Annotated in this window: 21 protein-coding genes; 8 read left to right on the forward strand and 13 right to left on the reverse strand. The window is 65.9% G+C overall.

The genetic code is table 11. The features are described from left to right. Positions 1-129: 129 nt before the first annotated feature. The 8 genes from G486_RS0113625 to pobA all read right to left on the reverse strand — a co-directional run bounded on the left by G486_RS0113625 (position 130) and on the right by pobA (position 8,001). On the reverse strand, positions 130-1,131 hold the full coding sequence (locus G486_RS0113625) for a c-type cytochrome (protein ID WP_027016036.1): 1,002 nt from the start codon (positions 1,129-1,131) through the stop codon (positions 130-132). 67 nt (positions 1,132-1,198) lie between these two features. After that, on the reverse strand, positions 1,199-1,870 hold the full coding sequence (locus G486_RS0113630) for a c-type cytochrome (RefSeq protein WP_027016037.1): 672 nt from the start codon (positions 1,868-1,870) through the stop codon (positions 1,199-1,201). A 269-nt stretch (positions 1,871-2,139) separates the two neighbouring features. After that, positions 2,140-2,763, reverse strand: a complete 624-nt coding sequence (locus G486_RS0113635; RefSeq protein WP_027016038.1) for an FMN-binding negative transcriptional regulator — start codon at positions 2,761-2,763, stop codon at positions 2,140-2,142. 238 nt (positions 2,764-3,001) lie between these two features. After that, entirely contained in the window at positions 3,002-4,441 is a 1,440-nt protein-coding gene (gene sbcB, locus G486_RS0113640; RefSeq protein WP_027016039.1) for an exodeoxyribonuclease I, read from the reverse strand. Positions 4,442-4,490: 49 nt separating this feature from the next. Beyond that, positions 4,491-5,282 (reverse strand): SOS response-associated peptidase, encoded by a 792-nt coding sequence (locus G486_RS0113645; protein WP_027016040.1) that lies wholly within the window; start codon positions 5,280-5,282, stop codon positions 4,491-4,493. Positions 5,283-5,421: 139 nt separating this feature from the next. After that, positions 5,422-5,859: a universal stress protein gene (locus G486_RS0113650; RefSeq protein ID WP_027016041.1), complete on the reverse strand. Its 438-nt coding sequence runs from the start codon at positions 5,857-5,859 to the stop codon at positions 5,422-5,424. 69 nt (positions 5,860-5,928) lie between these two features. Beyond that, positions 5,929-6,708 carry a 2OG-Fe dioxygenase family protein gene (locus tag G486_RS0113655; RefSeq protein ID WP_027016042.1) on the reverse strand — a complete coding sequence of 260 codons (780 nt, stop codon included), beginning with the start codon at positions 6,706-6,708 and terminating at the stop codon, positions 5,929-5,931. 117 nt (positions 6,709-6,825) lie between these two features. Further along, positions 6,826-8,001: a 4-hydroxybenzoate 3-monooxygenase gene (gene pobA, locus G486_RS0113660; RefSeq protein ID WP_027016043.1), complete on the reverse strand. Its 1,176-nt coding sequence runs from the start codon at positions 7,999-8,001 to the stop codon at positions 6,826-6,828. A 175-nt stretch (positions 8,002-8,176) separates the two neighbouring features. On the opposite strand from pobA, the gene G486_RS0113665 reads away from it, so the two are divergent. Continuing rightward, positions 8,177-8,956, forward strand: coding sequence for an IclR family transcriptional regulator domain-containing protein (locus G486_RS0113665; protein ID WP_027016044.1), 780 nt, complete (start codon positions 8,177-8,179; stop codon positions 8,954-8,956). Here G486_RS0113665 and G486_RS0113670 read toward each other — a convergent pair. Continuing rightward, positions 8,951-9,868, reverse strand: coding sequence for a LysR family transcriptional regulator (locus G486_RS0113670; protein WP_027016045.1), 918 nt, complete (start codon positions 9,866-9,868; stop codon positions 8,951-8,953). The two genes, G486_RS0113665 and G486_RS0113670, sit on opposite strands and share 6 nt — an antisense overlap. Before the next feature lie 310 nt (positions 9,869-10,178). On the opposite strand from G486_RS0113670, the gene G486_RS0113675 reads away from it, so the two are divergent. The 3 genes from G486_RS0113675 to G486_RS22345 all read left to right on the forward strand — a co-directional run bounded on the left by G486_RS0113675 (position 10,179) and on the right by G486_RS22345 (position 12,448). Continuing rightward, the gene (locus tag G486_RS0113675; protein ID WP_027016046.1) at positions 10,179-11,189 is read left to right on the forward strand and encodes a Bug family tripartite tricarboxylate transporter substrate binding protein; all 1,011 of its coding nucleotides are present in this window, start codon (positions 10,179-10,181) and stop codon (positions 11,187-11,189) included. Between the two features lie 421 nt (positions 11,190-11,610). Further along, entirely contained in the window at positions 11,611-11,976 is a 366-nt protein-coding gene (locus G486_RS0113680; protein ID WP_027016047.1) for a winged helix-turn-helix domain-containing protein, read from the forward strand. A gap of 199 nt (positions 11,977-12,175) precedes the next feature. Further along, the gene (locus G486_RS22345; protein ID WP_034387711.1) at positions 12,176-12,448 is read left to right on the forward strand and encodes a hypothetical protein; all 273 of its coding nucleotides are present in this window, start codon (positions 12,176-12,178) and stop codon (positions 12,446-12,448) included. A 27-nt stretch (positions 12,449-12,475) separates the two neighbouring features. On the opposite strand, the gene G486_RS0113690 is transcribed toward G486_RS22345, so the two are convergent. The 4 genes from G486_RS0113690 to G486_RS0113705 all read right to left on the reverse strand — a co-directional run bounded on the left by G486_RS0113690 (position 12,476) and on the right by G486_RS0113705 (position 15,610). Next, positions 12,476-13,174 carry a hypothetical protein gene (locus tag G486_RS0113690; protein ID WP_027016048.1) on the reverse strand — a complete coding sequence of 233 codons (699 nt, stop codon included), beginning with the start codon at positions 13,172-13,174 and terminating at the stop codon, positions 12,476-12,478. Continuing rightward, positions 13,171-14,160 carry an MlaD family protein gene (locus G486_RS0113695; RefSeq protein ID WP_027016049.1) on the reverse strand — a complete coding sequence of 330 codons (990 nt, stop codon included), beginning with the start codon at positions 14,158-14,160 and terminating at the stop codon, positions 13,171-13,173. Before G486_RS0113695 ends, G486_RS0113690 begins: the two co-directional genes overlap by 4 nt. Before the next feature lie 56 nt (positions 14,161-14,216). Further along, positions 14,217-15,020 (reverse strand): MlaE family ABC transporter permease, encoded by an 804-nt coding sequence (locus G486_RS0113700; RefSeq protein ID WP_027016050.1) that lies wholly within the window; start codon positions 15,018-15,020, stop codon positions 14,217-14,219. A 128-nt stretch (positions 15,021-15,148) separates the two neighbouring features. Further along, positions 15,149-15,610 (reverse strand): Cd(II)/Pb(II)-responsive transcriptional regulator, encoded by a 462-nt coding sequence (locus G486_RS0113705; protein ID WP_027016051.1) that lies wholly within the window; start codon positions 15,608-15,610, stop codon positions 15,149-15,151. A gap of 39 nt (positions 15,611-15,649) precedes the next feature. Between G486_RS0113705 and G486_RS0113710 the strand changes: the two genes are divergently transcribed. The 4 genes from G486_RS0113710 (at position 15,650) to G486_RS0113725 (ending at position 20,161) form a co-directional block, all read left to right on the forward strand. Next, a complete protein-coding gene (locus G486_RS0113710; RefSeq protein ID WP_027016052.1) occupies positions 15,650-17,764 on the forward strand; it encodes a heavy metal translocating P-type ATPase in 2,115 nt (704 codons plus the stop codon). Between the two features lie 96 nt (positions 17,765-17,860). Next, the gene (locus G486_RS0113715) at positions 17,861-18,274 is read left to right on the forward strand and encodes a hypothetical protein (RefSeq protein WP_027016053.1); all 414 of its coding nucleotides are present in this window, start codon (positions 17,861-17,863) and stop codon (positions 18,272-18,274) included. Between the two features lie 103 nt (positions 18,275-18,377). Continuing rightward, entirely contained in the window at positions 18,378-18,722 is a 345-nt protein-coding gene (locus G486_RS0113720; protein WP_027016054.1) for a hypothetical protein, read from the forward strand. Next, positions 18,719-20,161 carry a TolC family protein gene (locus G486_RS0113725; protein WP_034387714.1) on the forward strand — a complete coding sequence of 481 codons (1,443 nt, stop codon included), beginning with the start codon at positions 18,719-18,721 and terminating at the stop codon, positions 20,159-20,161. The genes G486_RS0113720 and G486_RS0113725 overlap by 4 nt, the downstream gene beginning before the upstream one ends. Position 20,162 lies beyond the last annotated feature (1 nt).

Here is a 20,162-nt window from a genome sequence, read left to right on the forward strand (position 1 = left end):
GCAGAAAAAAAGCCTGGATGCCGGGACACTGTCATCCTCGGCAGCCAGGCAGGCGCCAGTGTAGCGGCATGCCAGGCGTTTGCGCATGTCAAAGCGCAGCATCCCGGCATGAAAAACGGGCCGACCGGCCTACAGACCCTTGAGCAACTGCCCGTGGGCCTGTGTGCCGTACATGGAATAGGGACTGTCGTGGAACTGCTTGCGCGTCTCGGCCACATTGCCCGTGAAGCGCGGGTCCTGGGGGCGCTCCATGCTGTTGATGTAGAGGGAAACATCCCAGGCCTCCTGGTCGCTGAGCGTGGGATTGCCGTAAGGCATGTTGTTCTTGATGAAGTTCGCGGCCTTGTCCACTTCATGCATGCCCGCGCCCCAGTTATAGGACTGCTTGCCCCAGAGCGGCGGGAACACGGTCACGCCACCGGTTTCCTGACCCTGGCCCTTGTCGCCATGGCACAGCGCGCAATTGGCTTCGTACACCTTGGCGCCGCGCTCCACGCTGGGCTCTTGCTCGGCCTGGCCGACCTTGGCAAAGCCCGCGCCCGGCAGCTTCTCGCCGGTCGGGGCTTTTTGCGCCATCCAGTAGGCATAGGCCTCTACAGCCACCAGAACATCATGCCCGTCGGCCGGAGCCTTGCCGTTCATGCTGTACATGAAGCAGCCGCGCACGCGCTCGGCGAAGGTGTCCACATGGTCGGTCTTCTTGCGGTAGGCCGGGTACATGGGATAGGCGCCCCACATGGGCGCCGCGCCCTTGAGGCGGCCTGCATCCAGGTGGCAATTGGCGCAACTCAGCGAATTGCCCGAGAAGCCCACGGCGTTCGCCGGGGTACGCATGAAGATGGCTTCGCCACGGCGAATCCACTCGCCCATGGGGCCTTCGGGGATATCACGCTCGCCGGGCGGCGAGAAGGCCACGGGAAGGGCCGAAGCCGCAGCCTGCTGCTGCGCACCGGCCCGGGCCTGGCGAGGCTTTTCGCCTTGCTCAATCTTGGGCAGCAGCGCCTTTCTGGCCGGCATGCTGGAGGTAATCCCATACAGCAAGGCCCCGCCCAGCACGGCGTACAGGCAGGCTGTGGCAATGTACTCGGGAACGTTCGAGCCTTGGCTCGCTTTTTGTGCTTGATCGCTCATTGTGCTTATCCATGGCGCCGGGCGCCTTGCGCATCGCGTCGAACCGCTCAGCGATGCAACAGGTGTTTCATCTCAGGCGGGCGTAATAGGCGGCGACGGCCTTGATGTCTTCGGGCGTGAGCTTGCCGGCGATCTTGCCCATGAGGCCCAGAGGTCCGGGATCGCGCTGTCCCTTGTTCCAGGCATCGATCTGGGTCTGCATGTAATCTGCAGACAAATGGCCTATCGCGGGGAAGTCCGCGCCCACGCCTACGCCCGAGGGTCCATGGCACTGCGCGCAGGCCGGAATTCCATCGGCCCAGCGTCCGCGCTCGACCAGCCAGGCGCCATCGTCATCGCCCCTGGACGGCAAGGGCCCGCGCACAGGCTTCATGGGCAAAGGCAGGCTCATGTAATAGGCAGCCACATCGGCGCGCTCCTGGTCCGACAAGGCCTTGGCCATGGGCCCCATGACCGGGGACTGGCGTGCGCCCTCGGCCAGTTGGTCAAGCTGGCGCACCAGATAGCCGGGGCGCTGGCCAGCCAGCGCGGGAAAGCCGGGCATGCCTTCGCCCTTGGCGCCATGGCAGCTCACGCAGGCCGCAGCGCCCAGAGCCGAGCCTGACTGGGCAATTTTTTCACCGGCAGCGGCATTGCCTTGGACGGTGCTCTGACCGGCCTGGACGGAAGCCGCGAGCAACAGCACCACACCAACAGCCACCCACGACCTGGATGGGGTCTTTGTATTCAAACGATTCATCATGGGGAAAAGGGTTAGCCCTGCTCCGGCCTATGGCCTGGAAGACTTGCGCAGGGAAACTGCAGCCGGGAGCCCAGCAATAACGCCCGACCCGGGAATGCCCGGGCCGGCGGACCCGCATCCTAGAGGGACCGGATTAAGCACGGGTTAATTGACTGCCTGCCGCTGCATGGCATGCAGGCATGTCTGTCGCAGCCCTTTCTCCGCCAGACCTGGAGCATGCCCAGGCTCTCAGAGCCTGTTCATGTTCTCAGAACGTGTTTACGTTCTCAGGGTTTGATGAGCCTCGAAACCGCCGAGGCACCGGGGCCATGATCGCGTGCGAGGTGCTGGATCAGGCTGAGGCGATCTGCCTGTGTTCGCTGCTGCGACAAAAAACGCTTGCCGCACAGGCTTTCTATCTCCACCTCGAAACCGATCAGCCGACTCGCAGCAGCAGCCAGGAATTCAGGATCTGTCTGGGATGCAGACCAGGGCGGGATGCGCTGCGCCTCCTGTGCGTGGGCCAAGGACTCAAGATGCGCACGCATCCACAAGGCATCATCGATGAGGCGGATGCGGCCTTGCGCCTGCACGGCCACATAGTTCCAGCTGGGCGCATTGCGCCCGCTGCGCTGCCCGTTGACATACCAGGTCGGAGAGATATAAGCATTCGGGCTTTGAAAAAGCACCGTCACGGACTTCATCTCATCACCCATGACCGCCAGATCATGCGACCGGCCGACATGGCCTGCCAGGCGCCCGAACGGGCCTGCCTCGACCAGGAGCAGAGGCAGCAGGTCCACCTCGATCTGCCCCGCACGGCTCGCGACCAGGGTCGCAAGCGGGTAGTCACGCATGACCTCGTGCATTTCATGGACCTCTGGCATGGAAAAAAGCGGCTGGACGTACATGTTTCCCTGTTTCTCCGAAAGATCCAGCCAGTATCTGTCAGCGCCCGACAAGCGAAAGTCGCCTCAGTGCCAGAGCCCGCCCCTGTGAAAAATGGACATCACCGCCAAACGGCTGTGGGGCAGCAACGAGAACACCAATGGACGGCGAGCACTGACCTCCAAGAGGATGGAGAGGAGATCGTGAACACGCTCTTATTCCTCCCCTCTTTGTCGAGATGCGCTGGCTCTGGCAAGCCCGTCAGCCGGCCTCGGGCACGATGGCATCGGCCCAGTCGTAGAGCTGACCCAGGATTTCCTCGTCGTGTTCGTCGGCGCTTTCCGAGAGCTGGTCGATCATGGCGAACATCTGCTCGGCCGTGCGCGCCCCGCCCTGACCTTCGATCAGACAGGCCGCGCGGTGCCGGGCCCAGCGCTGCTGCTCGTGCGGGTTGAGACTTTGGGGGAAGTTGCGTGCGCGGTAGCGAAACAGCAGCTCGACCAGGCGCGCATCGTCAAAGCCCGTGCGATCCAGCGCCAGCTCCTGAGGCGAGAGGCTGCGCAAATGGACCAGCCTGCGCCGGTCCTCGTTGCCCACAAAGCCGCCATACAAGTCCTGGTCCGCATCCAGGCTCTGGGGCTCTCTTTGAAAGACCGCGCGCCAGAGCGCACTCATGTCGGGCAGGTCGCGCGCGATCGCCGCATGGGCCAAGGCCTGCTCCTGGTCCAGGGCCCAGCGCTGGGCCATCTCCGGGCTCAGGGTCTTGAGCTTGCCCACGACCATGGGCGACTTGTTGACATGAATGCTCTTGATCGGCAAGCGGCTCACACCCTCGGGCAGATCACTCTTGCGCGTGAACAGGCGCAGGCGCAGTTCGTCGACGCCCATGCTTGCCAGCTCCGAGGGGTCATGGGCCAGGTCCCAGCCAAGGATTTCGTTCTTGTTCGTGGGATGGGTTGCCAGCGGCCACATCATGGCGAGGCAGCCGCGCTCGGGGGCGAACATGCCGCTCACATGCAGGAAAGGCCTGGCATGGGACGGCTCGGCCGGCAGGCCCATCTCCTGCAGCACGCGGTCTTTCTTGTGCAGGCCGAAGGCGAAATCGAAAAGCCTGGGCTGCAGCTCGCGGATCCTGCGCGCCAGCGCAATCGTGGCGCGCACATCGGACAGCGCATCATGCGCTTTTTCATGCAACAGGCCGTTGGCACGCGCCAGGTCTTCGAGCTTGAAGCTCGGCGAGCCGTCCTCCTTTTCGGGCCAGTCCATGCCTTCGGGACGCAGCGCGTAGACCATGCGCACCACATCGAGCAGATCCCAGCGGCCACAGCCGTTTTGCCATTCGCGCGCATAGGGATCGATAAGGTTGCGCCAGAACATGAAGCGCGTGATTTCGTCGTCGAAGCGGATCGTGTTGTAGCCCACGCCCACGGTGCCGGGCCGGGCGAGTTCGGCCTCGATGCGCGCCGCGAACTCGGCCTCGCTCAGGCCCTGCTCCTGGCACAGTTGGGGCGTGATGCCCGTGATCAGGCAGGACTGGGGATCGGGCAGGTAGTCGTTGGCCTGCCGGCAGTAGAGCATGACGGGCGCGCCGATTTCATTGAGCTCGGCATCCGTGCGTATGCCCGCGAACTGGGCCGGTCGGTCATAGCGCGGCTGGGCGCCAAAGGTTTCGTAGTCGTGCCAGAAGAAGGTGTGAGCCATGGGGGCGAGTATGCCCGCGAAAGACGGGCGCCAGCCCCGAGCCCGGGGCTCAGCCCAGCAGGCCCTTGGGCTTCTTGTCCTTTTTGTTTTCCACGGGATTGGCCAGCAGCCAGTTGGCCGGATAGGCGCGCATGAACTCGCGCGCCTTGTCCTGGCGGGCACTGAGCCAGGCGTCGTAGCTGCCCTCGCCCAGGATCGCAGGCATGCGCTTTTCGCTGCCCGGGTGCTGGTAGCGGCGCATCAGCGCATGGCTGTTGGCATTGACGGTAAGCAGCGCATAGCTCATGAGCTCCTCGCCGGTTTGCGGATCGCACCAGCGCGACCAGATACCGGCCACGCCCATCGGTTGGCCGTCGACACGCGCAATGCGCGTGGCCACGGGCTTGCCGCTGCGCAAATCGTCTTCGTAGAAAGCCTGCATGGGGATGATGCAGCGCTGCCCGGCCAGCCAGGCATCGCGAAAGGCCTGGGTCGTGCTCACACTTTCATTGCGCGCCTGCAGCAGCTTGGCCGCACGCAGACGCGCATCGGAGGCCGACTTCACCCAGGACGGCACCAGCCCCCACTGTGCAGCCACCCATTCACGCTCCACAGGTGCGGCCCTGGAGACAGGCGCCGCCACCTGCGCACCGACCTCGGCGCCATCCTCCGCAACAACACAGGCAGAGGGCTCTGAGACTGCAAGATCCGCAGCCGGGTCCTGGGGCCGCGCCTTGGCGCGGATGAAGCCGCCGATGCGGCGCACACGCATCTGGTGCTCAGCCGGCAGGGCCGGCGGGGTCACTTTGAAAAAATCGGTCCAGAGCGCAAGCTGGCCCAGGTTTTCGTATTGGGAACTCATGGGCCGATGGTACGAGTATTTGTATGCGGGTTGTGCCTTGGCCGGACCCGGACAAGGCACAACCATATCTCCGGGCATGCAAAAAGCCGCCCTGGGGCGGCTCGCTGATCCGGGGCGCGCAAAGCGCGCGGCCTGGAGCTTATTCGCGCACCACCAGCACGGGCACGCGCACGGCGCCGAGCACGCGCTGGGTCACGCTGCCCAGCATGAGCTTTTCCAGGCCGCGACGGCCGTGCGAGCCCATGACCACCAGGTCGGCGCCCGCATTCTCCAGCGCTCGCACAATGCCCTCATGCACGGCATGGCCCTCGCCAATCGCGGTGGTGGCGACCACACCGGCCTCTTCGGCAATTTTCTTGACCTCATCCAGAGAAGCATTGGCCTCGGCCGTAGCAGCACTCAGATACTGGGATTGACCGTAGGCGAAATCCGCGCCCACGCCGGTGAACGGATAGGGATCGACGACATAGACTGCCGTCATCGCGCTGCCAAAGGCCTTGGCAAGCTCTGCGGCCTTGCGCACGGCCAGTTGCGAGCAGGCGGACCCGTCTACGGGAACCAGGATATGTTTGAACATGGTGCTTCTCCTTTTATGCGGCCGCCTCCAGAGGCTTGGCCAAGACATTGGTTCAAAGTCTGAGGCCCATCATGCCTCAGACTTTTGATCCCCATCAAATACCTGGCCTTGAAAGCCATCACGCCGCCATGTGAGTACCAGGGTGTCGCGCGTGCCGCCCACCCGCCCGGACTCGGGCTGTATGGGCGTGGTTTCATGGATCATGCGGGCGTCATCGAGCAACACCACGGACCAGGGCTCGGTCAGCGTAAAGCGCTGGCCACTGGGGCCTGCAGCTTCGAAGATGCGTGTCTCGCCGCCCTTGACCGCGTGCCGGCCCACGAGCACCACAGCCACCATGTCCACACCGTCGCGGTGCGCGCCCTCGGGCGTGGGCCGCCCTATGCCATCGGTGGTGTCTATACGGAACTGATGGGCCTCGATGAACCAGGGCTGGCCTCGGGTTGCAAAGACCTGGTCCGCAAGATCAGACAGACCCAGCAGCAGGCCGCCCCAGGCCGGGCTCTGGGCCGTTGCCGCGCGCATAGGCTCGAACATTCTGAGCATGCCGCCATGCAGGGCGTTGTATTCGACCGGCTGCCAGTGCGCGCGGTGAGCGACCTGTTGCAGCTGGTTGTGCGAGGCGATGAAGCAGGAGTGGCGCCGGCGTCGGTAGCGACCGCCATCCTTGAGGAAGGCATCGGCAGGCAGCTCGCTCCAGTCGGGCTCCAGCGCCTGCAAGCTGGCCAGCCCCACGCCAGCCCTGGCTGCGAGCTCCTGCGGAGCGAGCACGGCATGGCCGGTCTGGCGCAGCGCATGAGCCGCAGCAGACGAGGCGATATAGGGGGGAGGAAAGCTGATGTGCGCCATGGCTGCAAAGCTTACTCCCCGTGGAAGCCGCGCCAGGCCTTGCTTCATCGATTTTTTTGCAATGCAGTCGTGCCCGGCGCGCATCAATCCTGCACCTGGGCGCCGGCTGCAGCCGGATCAGACCAGGGGCAGGCCCACGTAGTTCTCGGCCAGGGAGGTCGAGCCCGCACGCGAGTTGACGATGTAGTCGAGCTCGGCTTCCTGCACCTTGGCGTCGAAGCTGCCGGCCTCGGGGAAGCGGTGCATGAGCGATGTCATCCACCAGGAAAAGCGCTCGGCCTTCCAGATCCGGCGCAGGCATTGCTCGGAGTAGCCATCGATGCCGGCCTCGCTGCGCTCCTTGTAATACTGCACCAGGGCACGCGACAGATAGCCCACGTCCGAAGCTGCCAGATTCAGCCCCTTGGCGCCCGTGGGCGGCACGATGTGCGCGGCATCGCCGGCCAGGAACATGCGGCCGAAGCGCATGGGCTCGGTCACGAAGCTGCGCAGCGGCGCAATGCTCTTTTCCAGCGAGGGGCCGGTCACCAGCTGGGCGCGCGCCTCGGGGTCCAGGCGCAGCCTGAGTTCGTCCCAGAAGGCCTCGTCGCTCCAGTCCTCGACCTTTTGCGTCAAGGGCACCTGCAGGTAATAGCGGCTGCGCGTGGCGCTGCGCTGACTGCACAGCGCAAAGCCACGCTCGGTCTGGGCGTAGATCAGCTCGGGCGAGACCGGAGGCGTGTCCGACAGCAGGCCGAGCCAGCCGAATGGATAGACCTTCTCAAAGGTGCGCAGCTTGTCGGCCGGAGCACTCGCGCGGCAGATGCCGTGAAAGCCGTCGCAGCCCGCGATGAAATCGCATTCGAGCTCATGCACCTGCCCATTCTTTTCATAGCGCACACGCGGCTTGCTGCCCTCGAAGTCCAGGGGCTGGACATTGGCGGCTTCATAGATCGTGGTCAGGCCTTCGGCCTCGCGCACTTCCATGAGATCGCGCGTGACTTCGGTCTGGCCATAGACCATGACGCGTTTGCCGCCCGTGAGCGCATGCAGGTCGATGCGATGGCGCTTGCCGCCGAAAAGCAGCTCTATACCGTCATGCGGCAGGCCTTCGGCATGCATGCGCGTGGCGGCGCCGGCCTGCTCGAGCAGGTCCACGGTCACTTGCTCCAGCACGCCGGCGCGGATGCGACCCAGCACATAGTCGGCGCTGCGCTGCTCGAGGATGATGTTGTCTATGCCGGCCTTGTAAAGCAACTGGCCCAGAAGCAGGCCTGCAGGGCCTGCACCGATGATGGCGACTTGAGTGCGCACGAGTATTGCCTCCGTTGTTCGATGCGATGCATGAGGCCTGAAGCCGGCCCATACGCTGAGCGCCAAGACTAGTTTTGCGCCAGCGCAATGAACAGGCTGTTTTCTGCAATTTGCGCGATTGGCGCGCAATCCGCACGACAATCGCGCACAAGCGTGAAACTTCTGCTGTCTTGCTATGACCACCACACCGATTGCTGCGGACGACCTCATTGCCGGCCTGGCCAAGGGCCTGGCCGTGCTGGAGAGCTTCGATACCGAGCGCCAGCGCCTGAATGCGACCATGGCCGCCGAGCGAGCGGGTATTACCCGCACCGCAGCCCGCCGGCACTTGCTGACGCTGGCCCACCTCGGCTATCTGGAGACCGATGGCAGCCATTTCTGGCTCGCACCCAAGGTACTGCGCCTGTCGGGTTGTTATCTGGCCTCGGCCCGGCTGCCGCGCATTGCCCAGCCGGTGCTGCACAGACTGGCAGCCCAGACCGGGCTGTCTTTTTCATGCGTGGTGCGCGACGGCCATGAGGTGGTCATCGTGGCGCGCAGCGCCACGCACGAGCGCGCCCAGCGCCTGCTGGCCCATGGCCTGCACCTGGGCAGCCGGCTGCCCGCCCATGCGACCTCCACGGGGCGCGTGCTGCTGGCCGCGCTGTCACCTCCGGAGCTCACGCAATGGCTGGCCTCGCGCGAGCTGCCGCGCCTGACCGCGCACACCATCACCGATGAGCCGGGCCTGCGCAGCCTGCTCGATGAGGCAAGGCGCCAGGACTATTGCCTGGCACTGGAAGAGCACGAGCTTGCGGTCCAGGCTCTGGCCGTGCCCTTGCGCAACATGACCGGTCAGACGCTGGCTGCGCTCAACATCGTCACCTCACCCCAGCGCATGAGCCCCGCAGCCATGCTGGCCGAACTCCTGCCCCTGCTGCAGGAGGCCGCGCGCGAGCTGCGCCCTCTGCTATGAACTGCTAGGCAAGGCCCCGGACCCACAGTACTGCAGACTCAGGCTGCGCAGGGCCTCGGAAGTGCGCCGGATCAGGGGCGTGGCCTTTTTCTTGGCCGACTGCACCAGGCACAAGGTGCTCACCACATGCGGGCCGACGATGGGCACTTCCTGCAACTGCTCATCGGTCGCATGGCTGTGCATGGCGCTGTCGGTCAGCGCCGCATAGCCGTAGCCGCCGCGCACCAGATCCAGGATGGCGGGCACGCTGGAGACCTCCCAGACCACGTTGAGCTTGACCTGCGATAGCGTGGCCTGGGCCTCCATGAGCTTGCGAAAGATCTGGCCGCGCTGGGGCATGATCAGCGGCAACTCGGACAGCTGCTCGAAGCGGATTTGTGCGCGGCCCTTGAGACTGCTGGCCGGGCCAATGAGGCACAGTCTTTCCTCCAGCACCGGCACGACCTCGATCTGCGGATGCGGCTCCGGCGTATAGACCAGCCCCAGGTCCATGCGGCCCGATCCCAGCCATTCAGCGATATTCATGGAAAAGCCTTCAACCACGGCCAGCCGCGCCTTGGGCATTTCCTTGCTGAAAACATCGATCAGCGGCAGAGTCAGGCGCCGCGCGAGACTGGGCGGCAGGCCCACGACGATGCGGCCCACGGGCTCGTCGCGCTGACTGCCCAGGTCCTCACGCGCCAGGGCCACGCGCTGCATGATGGCGTGGCCGTGCTCGAGCAGGCGGCGCCCCGCATCGGTCAGCGTCACGCCCCGGCCCGTGCGTATCAGCAGTGTCTCGCGCAGCTCGGTCTCCAGAGCCCGGACCTGGCGACTCAAGGCTGGCTGAGCCGTATCCAGCAGCACCGCAGCCTTGCTGAAGCTGCCGGTCTCGGCGACGTGAACAAAAGTTTCTATCTGCTGCAAATTCATGGCACTGTGATTTCCTCTCCCATGCCATTTTGCTATAGCAGCTAGCGCTTTCAGCGACTAGGAGCTTCACCCCCCGATGCCACAATGCTGCGAGCGGATCGTCCATCTGCCAAATGCCTCCATTAAGTGCCTCCATTTCCAGATCGATCGAACAGACAAAGAAAAGCGGAGCGCAGTCAGCCCCGCCCCCCGCCTGATCTGGCTCTGGAGTGACACCCACAAACATTCATCAAAGCAGGCGGCAGCCGCGGTAGCATCCAGCACCCAACCGCTGTTCACAGCGATTCTTCAGGTATCAGGGAGACAAACCATGACCCATAACGCTTTGTGCATCAATCGCCGCCAAGCCGGCCTGACCCTGGGCGCCCTGGCGCTCGGCGCCATGGCTCCGGCCCAGGCCCAGTCCTCATCGGGTGCCGGCAACTGGCCGAGCAAGCAGGTTCGCATCATCAACCCCTTCCCCGTAGGCGGCGGCCCCGACGGCACCTCGCGCCTCGTGGCGGACAAGCTCGGCCGCATGTGGAACCAGCCCGTGATTGTCGAGAACCGCCCGGGTGGTAACGGCTTCATCGCCATCGAGGCCTTCAAGCGCGGCGCCGGCGACGGCACGGACATCATCCAGCTGGACAACGTACACCTTGCGGCCTACCCCTACCTGTTCAAGAAGCTGCCCTACAACATCGACAAGGACTTCGAAGTCGTCCTGCCCCTGTTCCGGACCTTTTTCTTTGTCTGCGTGGCCACCGACAGCCCCTACAAGACCATGGCCGACCTGATTGCCGATGCCAAGGCCAAACCGGGCAAGCTCAACTACGGCTCCTGGTCCGTGGGCAACCCCGTGCACCTGGGCTCGGCCCTGCTGGAGTCCCTGACGGGCACCAAGATGGAGCACGTGATCTACAAGGAAACCAGCCAGCTCTACACCAGCGTGGCCACGGGCGAGCTGGCCTTTGCGCTGGGCTCCTCTGGCACGGCCGGGCCGCTCGCACGTTCGGGCAAGCTGCGTTTTCTGGCCGTGCTCGCGCCCCATCGACTCAAGGGCTACGAGGATATTCCCACCGTGGCCGAGTCGGGCGGCCCGGCCGACGCCGTGGTCACGGGCTGGAACGCTCTTGCGGTGGCCAAGAGCACGCCGGCAGCCGTGGTCGAGAAAATCCGCCAGGACACCATGAAGGCTCTGGCCGAGCCCGATGTCCAACCCAAGTTCCAGACCTTTGGCTACGAGAACTACTTCCCCACACCCAAGGAGTTCAAGGCCTTCATGCTTGAAGAGAACAAACGCTTCGGCGACGTGATCCGCCGCGCCAAGATAGAGCTGTAATCCAGGACCGGGCCCCATGAGGCCCGGTGACGCCCCCTGCAGATGTGCCGCTGCGGGAGTTCGCGCAGGGCAAGCATCTAAACAGCAATCCTCAATAGAGAACCTCTCATAACCTTCGAGTCGTCAGCTCCATTGCATACGCAGTGCATCAACGACGATATCGCGGGCGGGCATCTTGCCTTTTAAGAGCGTGTTTACAGGTGTCGGGGTGAGAGACTGGAGCCGCTATCGGCTGTTAGCGCAGACCGAGCGTATACGGCGCAGCTCGGCTGCCACTTCAGCTCGCTGCTTGCAGGGTCTGCTACCCTGTGACTGCCTCTGCGCTGCCCACCGCGGCTACAAAACCGTCAGCGCCGGGCATGAAATTCGCTTACGCTTGCGTTTGCACCCGTTCACACTACATTCCCCACGCGTTTCATTCATGTCCTCCAAAGTCCAGTTTCGTGTGCGCGTCTACAACGACAGCACCATTGCCATCGGCCCGGGCAAGGTCCAGTTGCTGGAGGCCATTGCCGAAGCCGGCTCCATCTCGGCTGCAGCGCGTGCGCTGGGCATGTCCTACCGGCGCGCCTGGGTGCTGGTCGATGAGATGAACCGCTCCCTGCAGACTCCGGCCGTCAACACTTCGGCCGGTGGCGCCCATGGCGGCGGGGCTTCGCTTACGCCCACTGGCTCGGCCATCGTGCTGCACTACCGCTCCATCGAGAACACGGCGCGCATGGCGGCCGCCACCGACATAGCGGCGCTCACGCGCCTGCTCGCGCCCAGCATCGAGCCCAGGCCCTGAGAGCGTGTTCACGCTCTGAGCGCGCCAGGCGCGTCCCTCTGGGTCCGCTGCGCCTGAACCAGGCCGCTGACAGTTACGCAAGCGGCCTGTAGGTGATCACCGATACTTTGCATGGGCTTGGCCGATCAGGGCCTGCGTTCATGCGGATTTGCCCTAAGCTTGGGGTCTGCCCCAATACCGCAGCCCAAGGAGGTGTTCCATGCGCAAGATCAACCTCACAGGACGTCATCCCATCCTTGCCTTTGCACTGACGGCCCTGCTCGCCCTCGTCGCCGGAGCCTCCACGCTCTGGCTGGACCATGCGGCTTCAGCTGCGGACACCTTGCTGCAAAAGAACCCCGAAGATTTTCTGCCCAGTTTCGATGCCGCTCCGGGCATGCACCACACAACGCCTCGCAAGGTTTCGAGCAGCAACAAATATCAGAGCAGCTTGCGCTTGCCCAGCACGGATTTCAGGCTCATTCATATCTGAAACCCTTATAGATCAAGCGCTAACAGCTCATTTTTTCAGAGTATCCAAACTCCGTCCCACAGGCGCGACCAGCTCGATCCTGCGCCGCACGGCCTCCTGCCTGGGCGTATCACCTGCAGCCTGTGCCGCCTTCTCCTGCAACAGCAGCCAGGCCAGCAAGGGCCGGCTCCAGCCCTGATCCGAGGCCGTAGCCACGGCCAGCGCCAGCAAGCCTTCCTCTGCAAGCCCTGCCTGCAAGGCCGCGCCAGCAGCCACCAGTCGCGGCCATGGATGCTCCACGGCCTGCACCGCAGACAGCGCCGCCTCGGGCGTGGCACTCTTTTCGAGCAGCAAGACCTTGGCCAGCCCCTGCTGGGCCGGTGGCAGCAGAGCCCAGTCCTCGGCCTGGGGCCGGCCCGCAAGATAGCGCGCGTAGGCGGCTTCGGCGGCAGCCGCATCCTGTGCCAGCGGCTGATAGAGCGGGCAGCCGTCCCAGGCCAGCGCGGCCAGTTGCGCCGCGCAGCGCATGAGCTCCAGCCTGGCCACGAGGTCGGGCCGGCCGGTGCGCGCGACCTCGGCCCTGGCCTTGCTCCACTCGAGCTCGGGCACGCGCGGGCGCCCCTGCAGATAGGCCATGCTCGCGCGCTGGGCGGCCGTCTCGGCCTGCAAGGCCCACTCGGGCGCGCTCGGGCTTGCGCAGCCGGCCAGCACCGCCAGCAGCAACGGGAAAAAGAGTCTGGACTTCATGGCAGCCTGAGTTCGGGTTGACGCGCGAATGGCCATTTGCCTTGCAGCTCGTTCAAGACGCCTTCCATGCGGCGCAGATTGCTTTCCACCTCGGCGCGCAGCGCGCCCAGATCGGTCGTGGCCTCGCGCGCATTCGCGCCCACGGCCTGGGCCTCGGCCAGCACGGCATCGATCTTGGTCAGGCTCTTGCGCGTATCGGCAAGCAGGCCGTTGAGCTCGATCACCGTGGCCTGGACCTGGGTCACGAGGCCGCCCTGATCGAAGACCTGGCGGTCGGCGCGTGCCAGCATGCGCTCCAGCCGTACCAGGGTGGCATTGGCGTTGTCCACGGTGGCCAGCACCTTGCGCGCCTGCTCCTCGCCGCCCAGAGCCACGCCGAGCACGCCGCCCGCGCCCTGCATGCGCTCGGCCAGGGTGCGCAGTTCGGTCAACGAGCCCCCGAGAGCCGAATCCTGGGCCGTGATCTGGGCCAGGTTTTCCACGACCTGCTTGGCCGCGGCCATGATCTGCGGCAGCTCGGCCGTGGCATCGCCGCGCAACACGGGGCGCACGGCGCCATCGGCCAGCGGCGCATCCTCGAGCATGCCGCTGTAGGCCTTGATGGTCGTGCCGCCGACCAGGCCCTTGACCAGGGTGAACACGCTGGATTCGCGCAGCCAGCGCGCATCCTTGCGCGCCACATCGACATGGATGCGCACATTGCCGTCGTCGGCCAGCTCGATGCGCCGCACGCGGCCTATGGCAAAGCCCGAGAACGTCATGTCCATGCCCACGCTCACACCCTCGGAGTCATCGGCCGTGAGAATGAGCTTTTGCGTGGGCTCGAACAGGCCGCGCGCATACATCAGATAAAAGGCCGAGCCCAGGATCAGCGCCAGCGTGAACAGCAAAAGGCCTGCGGCCTTGGCGCGCAAATGGGCAACGGGTTTGAGCTCGCCCTGGACGGAGCCATCCCAGCCAGGCTCTGGCGGTCGGTGATCGGTCATGGGTATTCCTTCGCGACACGCCCTGTTGCGCGCCTGTATCCAGCGTTCATGATTCTTCAGTAGTAATTGCCCAGCAGCGAGACCACCTCGATGAGCAGCAGCACCGCAAACATGCGTGCGAACCCGCCCAGCTCGGCCCCGCCGGGCTGATGGCGCATCAGTGATGCATAAAGCCCCGAGGCCAGCGGCATGATGGCCACGGTCAGGCCGAAGAAAAAGGTCTTGAGCACGAACACCAGGGTCACGCCCGGCGTGAAGATGCTGCCGAAGATGCGCGTATAGACCGGCAGCCCCGCAAAGCTGAAGCCATAGACGCTGACATAGACCGTGATCAAGGCCACCACGCAGCTGAGCGCGGCCAGCGTGATCGCCGCAAACACGCCGCCAGCCGCACGCGGCACCAGGGCCATGCGCAGCGGATCCAGGCCCTTCTGGCGCCAGCCGTCAAAGAGGCCGCGCGCACGCATCTGCATGATGGCGCTGCCGCTGGGAATCGTGCAGCGCATGGCCACGAACAGCGCGGCCGTGAGCGGAATCAGCTCGATCACCAGCACGCGCACCACCATCTCCAGCGCATAGCGCGACAGCCCGTAGCTCTGCGCCGTGACCACCACGATATGCGTGATCACCGCACACATCAGCGCGGCCAGGGCCGTGAAACCCAGCAGGACCGGGCCGGTCTGCAGATAAATCTGTCTGGCCATGGCCCGCCCGGCTGCACCTCGGTAGCTCGACGGCGACAGCACCAGCACCAGCATCGCGGCCCCCAGATAAATGCTGCGCCACCAGGCCAGGCCATGCGCGCCCAGCGCAGCCCATACACGGTCGGAAGCGGCCACAGTGGCCTGGCGGACATTCATGCAGGAATGATAGCGGGCCGCACCGGCCCGCATGGGCCAAAGGCCTGATGGCCTACTCAGGCGTCATCTCCCCGGAGAATCTGCGGCGTGCGCCCGCAGCCGGCTCGCGAAAGCCTGTACCCCAGGATTCAGACATGTCTTTTCCCGCCCCCGGACAGCGGCACAGGCAGTGGCTCGTCGGCCTTGGCATGCAAGGCCTCGATCAGATGGCAGTGCTCGTGCGAGCCATCGCACTGGCTGCGCAACTGGATCAAGACCTTCTCCAGCGCCTGCAGCTCCTCCAGGCGCTCACGCACATGGGTCAGATGCTCATCCAGCGTGTCGTTCGCCGCCGCGCAATCGGCCTTGCTCGCCCCATCCAGGGCCAGCAAGGTGCGCACCTCGTCCAGCGACATGTCCATGGCCCGGCACAGACGTATGAAGCGCAGGCGGTGTACGTCGTCGTCGCTGTAGAGCCGGTACTGGTTTTCCTCGCGCACGCCGGCCGCCAGCAGACCTTCCTTCTCGTAATAGCGGATATTCGCGGCGACCACGCCGGAGCGCTTGGCCGCCTCGCCTATGCGCAAAATGGGGACCTGGTTTGCGGACATGCTTGACCTTGAAGTGGCTTTACTGTTTCCAATCTTCCCATGAACTCCGATCGCCTTCACAACTCTGCGGACTCCGCCAGTGCAACGCCCGGCTCCGACAACTCGGCCTGCGGCACGGGCTGCTGCGCTCCGTTCACCACAGCCCAGCCGGCCAAGGCCCACAGCCACCCGCCTGGCGAGAGCCATGACCACGCGCACGAAGCAGCCGACGACCACGCAGGCCACGACCATGGCGTGCTGCCCGGCTGGCCGCGCATCACCGCCGCCCTCATGGCCGCCGTACTGGCCGAGGCTGCCGACTGGATCAGCGGCGCCAAGGGCGGCCTGCCCACACTGCAATATGCGGGCATGGCCATGGCCCTGCTCGCCATAGGCCTGTCGGGCCTGGGGGTCTACCGATCCGGCATCAAGGATGTGCTCAAACTGCGCCTGGGCATTCACGCGCTGATGGCCGTGGCCGTCACCGGCGCCTTCATCATCGGCCAGTGGCCCGAGGCGGCCATGGTCATGGCCTTGTATGCAGCCGCCGAGCGCATCGAAGATCAGGCCCTGGACCGCGCACGCCAGGCGATTCGCAGCCTGCTGCAACTGGCTCCGGAAACCGCCGACCTGCTGGCCTCCGATGGCAGCGTGCAGCGCGTACCGGCGGACCAGGTCGGGCTCGATGCCGTGGTGCGCGTGGCCCCGGGGGCGCGCGTGCCGCTGGACGGCGTCATCATCCAGGGCAGCAGCTCGGTCAACCAGGCGCCGATCACGGGCGAGAGCGCCCTGGCCAGCAAGGGACCTGGCGACGACTTGTACGCAGGCAGCATCAACCAGGACGGCGAGCTGCAGGTACGCGTCACGGCCCCCGCCAACGACAGCCTGATCGCACGCATCGTCCACGCCGTGGAGCAGGCCCAGGCCTCCAAGGCCCCCACGCAGCGCTTTGTGGACCAGTTTGCGTCTGTCTACACCCCGATCGTGCTCGTGCTGGCGATTGCGCTGGCCGTGCTCGCGCCGCTGGTCATGGACTGGGGCTGGCGCGAAGCCGCCTACCAGGCCCTGGCGCTGCTGGTCATCGCCTGCCCTTGCGCCCTGGTCCTGTCCACACCGGTCACCGTGGTCAGCGCGCTCACGGCAGCCGCACGCCGGGGCCTGCTGATCAAGGGCGGCCAGGCGCTGGAATCGGCACGCAGACTGCGCGCCATCGCCCTGGACAAGACCGGCACCCTGACCACGGGCAGCCCGCGCCTCGTGCAGTGGCAGACCTGGAGCAGCCACGGCCCGGCCCAGCCTGGCGACAACAGCGTCGCCGTCCAGGCCCTGACCCTGGCCGGGCGCTCCGACCACCCGGTCTCGCGCGCCATTGCAGCAGGCCTGCAAGAACAGACCGGCCTCACCGAGGCTGCAGCCGGACAGCTGCTGCACGATCTGCAGGCCCTGCCTGGACGCGGCGTGCAGGCACGGATCGACGGCAGGCTCTGGACCCTGGCCAATCTGCGCTGGGTCCAGGAACAGGGCTGGGGCACGCCTGAGCTCGACATGGCCTTGCTGGCCCATGAGGCCCAGGGCCGCACCGTGACCCTGCTTGCCGACGAAACGGCGGTCCAGGCCTTGTTCGCCGTGGCCGACCCCTTGCGCGCCGAAGCCCGCGAGGCCGTGGCCCAGCTCCAGCGGCTGGGCGTCAAGCCCGTGGTGCTCAGTGGAGACAACACGGCCACGGTGCGCACGATTGCGGCCGAGGCCGGCATAGAGGATGCGCGCGGCAGCCTGCTGCCCCAGGACAAGCTCGACGCCCTGGCCGAGCTGCAGTCGCGCATCGGCCCCACGGCCATGACGGGCGACGGCATCAACGACGCCCCGGCCCTGGCCCAGGCCGACATAGGTTTTGCCATGGGCGGCATGCACAGCACGGGCATGGCCATGGAGACCGCCGACGTGGTGCTCATGAACGACGACCTGCGCCGCATACCCGAGGTGGTGCGCCTCTCGCGCGACTCCCACGTGGTGCTGTGGCAGAACATCAGCCTGGCGCTGGGGGTCAAGCTGCTGTTCTTCGGCCTGGCACTTACCGGCCAGGCCAGCATGTGGCTTGCCGTCCTGGCCGACATGGGCGTGAGCCTGCTGGTCGTGGCCAACGGTCTGAGGCTGAGGAAGTGGAAGGCCCGCTGAGCCGCCCCGCACCGGCCCTCACTTTGCTCCTGAGAGGGCGGCGACTGCCCGGCGGCGCTGCGGAACTTTCCTCGTCAGCCACGTATCATTGAGGGCATGCGCCGCGCCCTCTCCTTCACCATGGTCTTGCTGCTGGTCCTGCGGGGCCTGCTCGGCGATGCCATGGCCATGGGCGCAACACCGGTGACACCCGCCGTGGGCATGGCAGTTGCAAGCACCCATGCAGTGCCACACCAGCATGCAGCCGCGCAGCCTGCAAGCCCCGATGAAGAGCATGCAGCCACGGGCTGTAACGGAGCCGGCAGCACGGATCTGGACAGCCACTGCTTCGAGCACGAGCACGAGCACGGCACGGGCTGCTCGGCCTGCGGCATCTGCCACTCGGCCTTGTTCACCCCCAGCCAGCCGGCCTCCCTCCAGGGCCTTGCACCCGATTTCCTGCGTCCCCAGGGCCATAGCGTGTTTGCCAGCGCCGCTGCACGCCAGATCATCAAACCACCGATTTCCTGAGCACTGACGCCCAAGTTGCGTCTGCGCCCTGCATGCCCCTCGATCAGGATGGGTGCATGACCGGGTGCGGGCGCGGTCTCAGCCCAGTTCCCAGGAGTCCTTTATGCGCTCTGCGCATGCTCTCACCCCATTCCTTCAGGCAGCCGTCTTGGCCGCCCTGTTCATCCTGCTTTCAAGCGCCCAGGCCCGGGACGGCGGCCGACAGCCGGCCTCAGCCGCCGTGCTGCCCGACTTTCTGGACCCCGAAGCTCCCCGTCTGCGATTGCAGCACCAGCCTTTGCACCAGGGCACCCAGCTCATAGACGAGCCTGGCGACTGGCACGCAGCCAATGCGGCCGTGGCCCGGTTTGCGAGCGGCCATGGCGACATTCTGAAATGGGAGGCAGCACAAGAAAGCCGGCCTGCTGATCCCGAAACCGGCCACCACCTGCATGGAGGTCGGCCATGAAGCTGCCCCTTTTTGCCCGCACCGGCCTGACCCTGGCCACGGTCTTGCTGCTCGCAGGCTGCGCCAGCATTGCACCCGACGGCATGCGCGGCCAGGTGCAGACATATGCGGCCCGTCACCTGCCCGAAGATGCCCAGTTGCCCGGCCGCGACCCCGAAGCGCAGCATCAAGCGCGCGAGCGCATCGCCCAGTGGCTGACCCGGCCTCTGGATGCCGATCAGGCCGTGCGCATTGCCCTGCTGAACAACCCCGGCCTGCAGTCCAGCCTGGCCCGGCTTGGTGTGCAAGATGCGCAGCGCGTACAGAGCCTGACCTTGCCCAACCCTACGCTGACCCTGGGCCGCTTTGTCAACGGCCATGAGCGCGAGGTGGAGCGCGAGCTAGGCTTTGGCCTGATCCATCTGATCACCCTGCCCTGGCGTGCACGCTGGCAGGGCCTGCAAATCGAGCAGGCCAGCCTCGACACCGCCCAGGAAGTGCTGCGCCTGGCCGCAGATACGCGTCGCGCCTGGCTGCGTGCCGTGGCTGCGGGGCAGCAGCTCCAGGCGCGCCAGACCATGTTCGAGGCCGCCCAGGCCGGCGCCGAGCTCGCGGCCCGCATGACTCGCACAGGCAACTTCAGTCGACTGCAACAGGCCAGGGAGATGGGCCTGGAGCAAGAGGCCTCGGCCCAGCTGGCACGCGCACGTCTGGCTGCGGCCCTGGAGCGCGATCAACTGGCCCGCCTCATGGGCCTGTGGGGAGCGCAACTCGACTTCCAGTTGCCCGCTCAACTGCCGGCCATTCCCAAAAACGCGGCCGAGCTGCAGGCCGGCGACGACGCCGAAGCCACGGCCCTGCGCCAGCGCCTCGATCTGCGCGCGCTGCGCCATGACCTCGATCAGCGCGCCCAGCGCCAGGGCTGGGCTGCTGCAGGCCAGTTGTTCGGCGACATAGGCCTGGCCTACAGCCGCAACACGGCCACGGAAAAGGCCAGCGGCCATGACGAGGCCACGCGCGGCTGGGAGATCGGCCTGCCGCTGCCGCTGCTCGACTGGGGCGGCGCAGCGCGGGGTCGCGCACGCGCCGAAGTCGAGCACAGCGCCGCCCGATTGCGCGAGGCCGCGCTCACGGCGCGCAGCGAGGCACGCAACACCTGGCTGCGCTACCGCACGGCCTGGGACCTCGCCCACCAGCAACAGGCCGAGGTACTGCCGCTGCGCCGCTTCATGCAGGAGGAGGCCGTGCTGCGCTACAACGGCATGTTCATCAGCACCTGGGAGCTGCTGGCCGAGGCCCGCGCCAGCACCCAGGCCGTGGCCACGGCCACCGAAGCCCAGCGCGACTTCTGGCTGGCCGACACCGATTTGCGACTCGCGCTCGCGGCCCGCTCGCCTGCCGCCCCAACCCCGCCCGTGCTCAGCGAAGCCACGTCCACCATCACTGCCACCAGCCATTGAT

It is taken from the genome of Comamonas composti DSM 21721, assembly GCF_000429845.1.
GTDB classification, from domain to species: domain Bacteria; phylum Pseudomonadota; class Gammaproteobacteria; order Burkholderiales; family Burkholderiaceae_C; genus Comamonas; species Comamonas composti.

Excerpts from the sequence above, each read along its gene's own strand:
- G486_RS0113625 (WP_027016036.1), bottom strand. The coding sequence starts at position 1,131 with ATGAGCGATCAAGCACAAAAAGCGAGCCAAGGCTCGAACGTTCCCGAG.
- G486_RS0113630 (WP_027016037.1), bottom strand. The coding sequence starts at position 1,870 with ATGAATCGTTTGAATACAAAGACCCCATCCAGGTCGTGGGTGGCTGTT.
- G486_RS0113635 (WP_027016038.1), bottom strand. The coding sequence starts at position 2,763 with ATGTACGTCCAGCCGCTTTTTTCCATGCCAGAGGTCCATGAAATGCAC.
- sbcB (WP_027016039.1), bottom strand. The coding sequence starts at position 4,441 with ATGGCTCACACCTTCTTCTGGCACGACTACGAAACCTTTGGCGCCCAG.
- G486_RS0113645 (WP_027016040.1), bottom strand. The coding sequence starts at position 5,282 with ATGAGTTCCCAATACGAAAACCTGGGCCAGCTTGCGCTCTGGACCGAT.
- G486_RS0113650 (WP_027016041.1), bottom strand. The coding sequence starts at position 5,859 with ATGTTCAAACATATCCTGGTTCCCGTAGACGGGTCCGCCTGCTCGCAA.
- G486_RS0113655 (WP_027016042.1), bottom strand. The coding sequence starts at position 6,708 with ATGGCGCACATCAGCTTTCCTCCCCCCTATATCGCCTCGTCTGCTGCG.
- G486_RS0113665 (WP_027016044.1), top strand. The coding sequence starts at position 8,177 with ATGACCACCACACCGATTGCTGCGGACGACCTCATTGCCGGCCTGGCC.
- G486_RS0113670 (WP_027016045.1), bottom strand. The coding sequence starts at position 9,868 with ATGAATTTGCAGCAGATAGAAACTTTTGTTCACGTCGCCGAGACCGGC.
- G486_RS0113675 (WP_027016046.1), top strand. The coding sequence starts at position 10,179 with ATGACCCATAACGCTTTGTGCATCAATCGCCGCCAAGCCGGCCTGACC.
- G486_RS0113680 (WP_027016047.1), top strand. The coding sequence starts at position 11,611 with ATGTCCTCCAAAGTCCAGTTTCGTGTGCGCGTCTACAACGACAGCACC.
- G486_RS22345 (WP_034387711.1), top strand. The coding sequence starts at position 12,176 with ATGCGCAAGATCAACCTCACAGGACGTCATCCCATCCTTGCCTTTGCA.
- G486_RS0113690 (WP_027016048.1), bottom strand. The coding sequence starts at position 13,174 with ATGAAGTCCAGACTCTTTTTCCCGTTGCTGCTGGCGGTGCTGGCCGGC.
- G486_RS0113695 (WP_027016049.1), bottom strand. The coding sequence starts at position 14,160 with ATGACCGATCACCGACCGCCAGAGCCTGGCTGGGATGGCTCCGTCCAG.
- G486_RS0113700 (WP_027016050.1), bottom strand. The coding sequence starts at position 15,020 with ATGAATGTCCGCCAGGCCACTGTGGCCGCTTCCGACCGTGTATGGGCT.
- G486_RS0113705 (WP_027016051.1), bottom strand. The coding sequence starts at position 15,610 with ATGTCCGCAAACCAGGTCCCCATTTTGCGCATAGGCGAGGCGGCCAAG.
- G486_RS0113710 (WP_027016052.1), top strand. The coding sequence starts at position 15,650 with ATGAACTCCGATCGCCTTCACAACTCTGCGGACTCCGCCAGTGCAACG.
- G486_RS0113715 (WP_027016053.1), top strand. The coding sequence starts at position 17,861 with ATGCGCCGCGCCCTCTCCTTCACCATGGTCTTGCTGCTGGTCCTGCGG.
- G486_RS0113720 (WP_027016054.1), top strand. The coding sequence starts at position 18,378 with ATGCGCTCTGCGCATGCTCTCACCCCATTCCTTCAGGCAGCCGTCTTG.
- G486_RS0113725 (WP_034387714.1), top strand. The coding sequence starts at position 18,719 with ATGAAGCTGCCCCTTTTTGCCCGCACCGGCCTGACCCTGGCCACGGTC.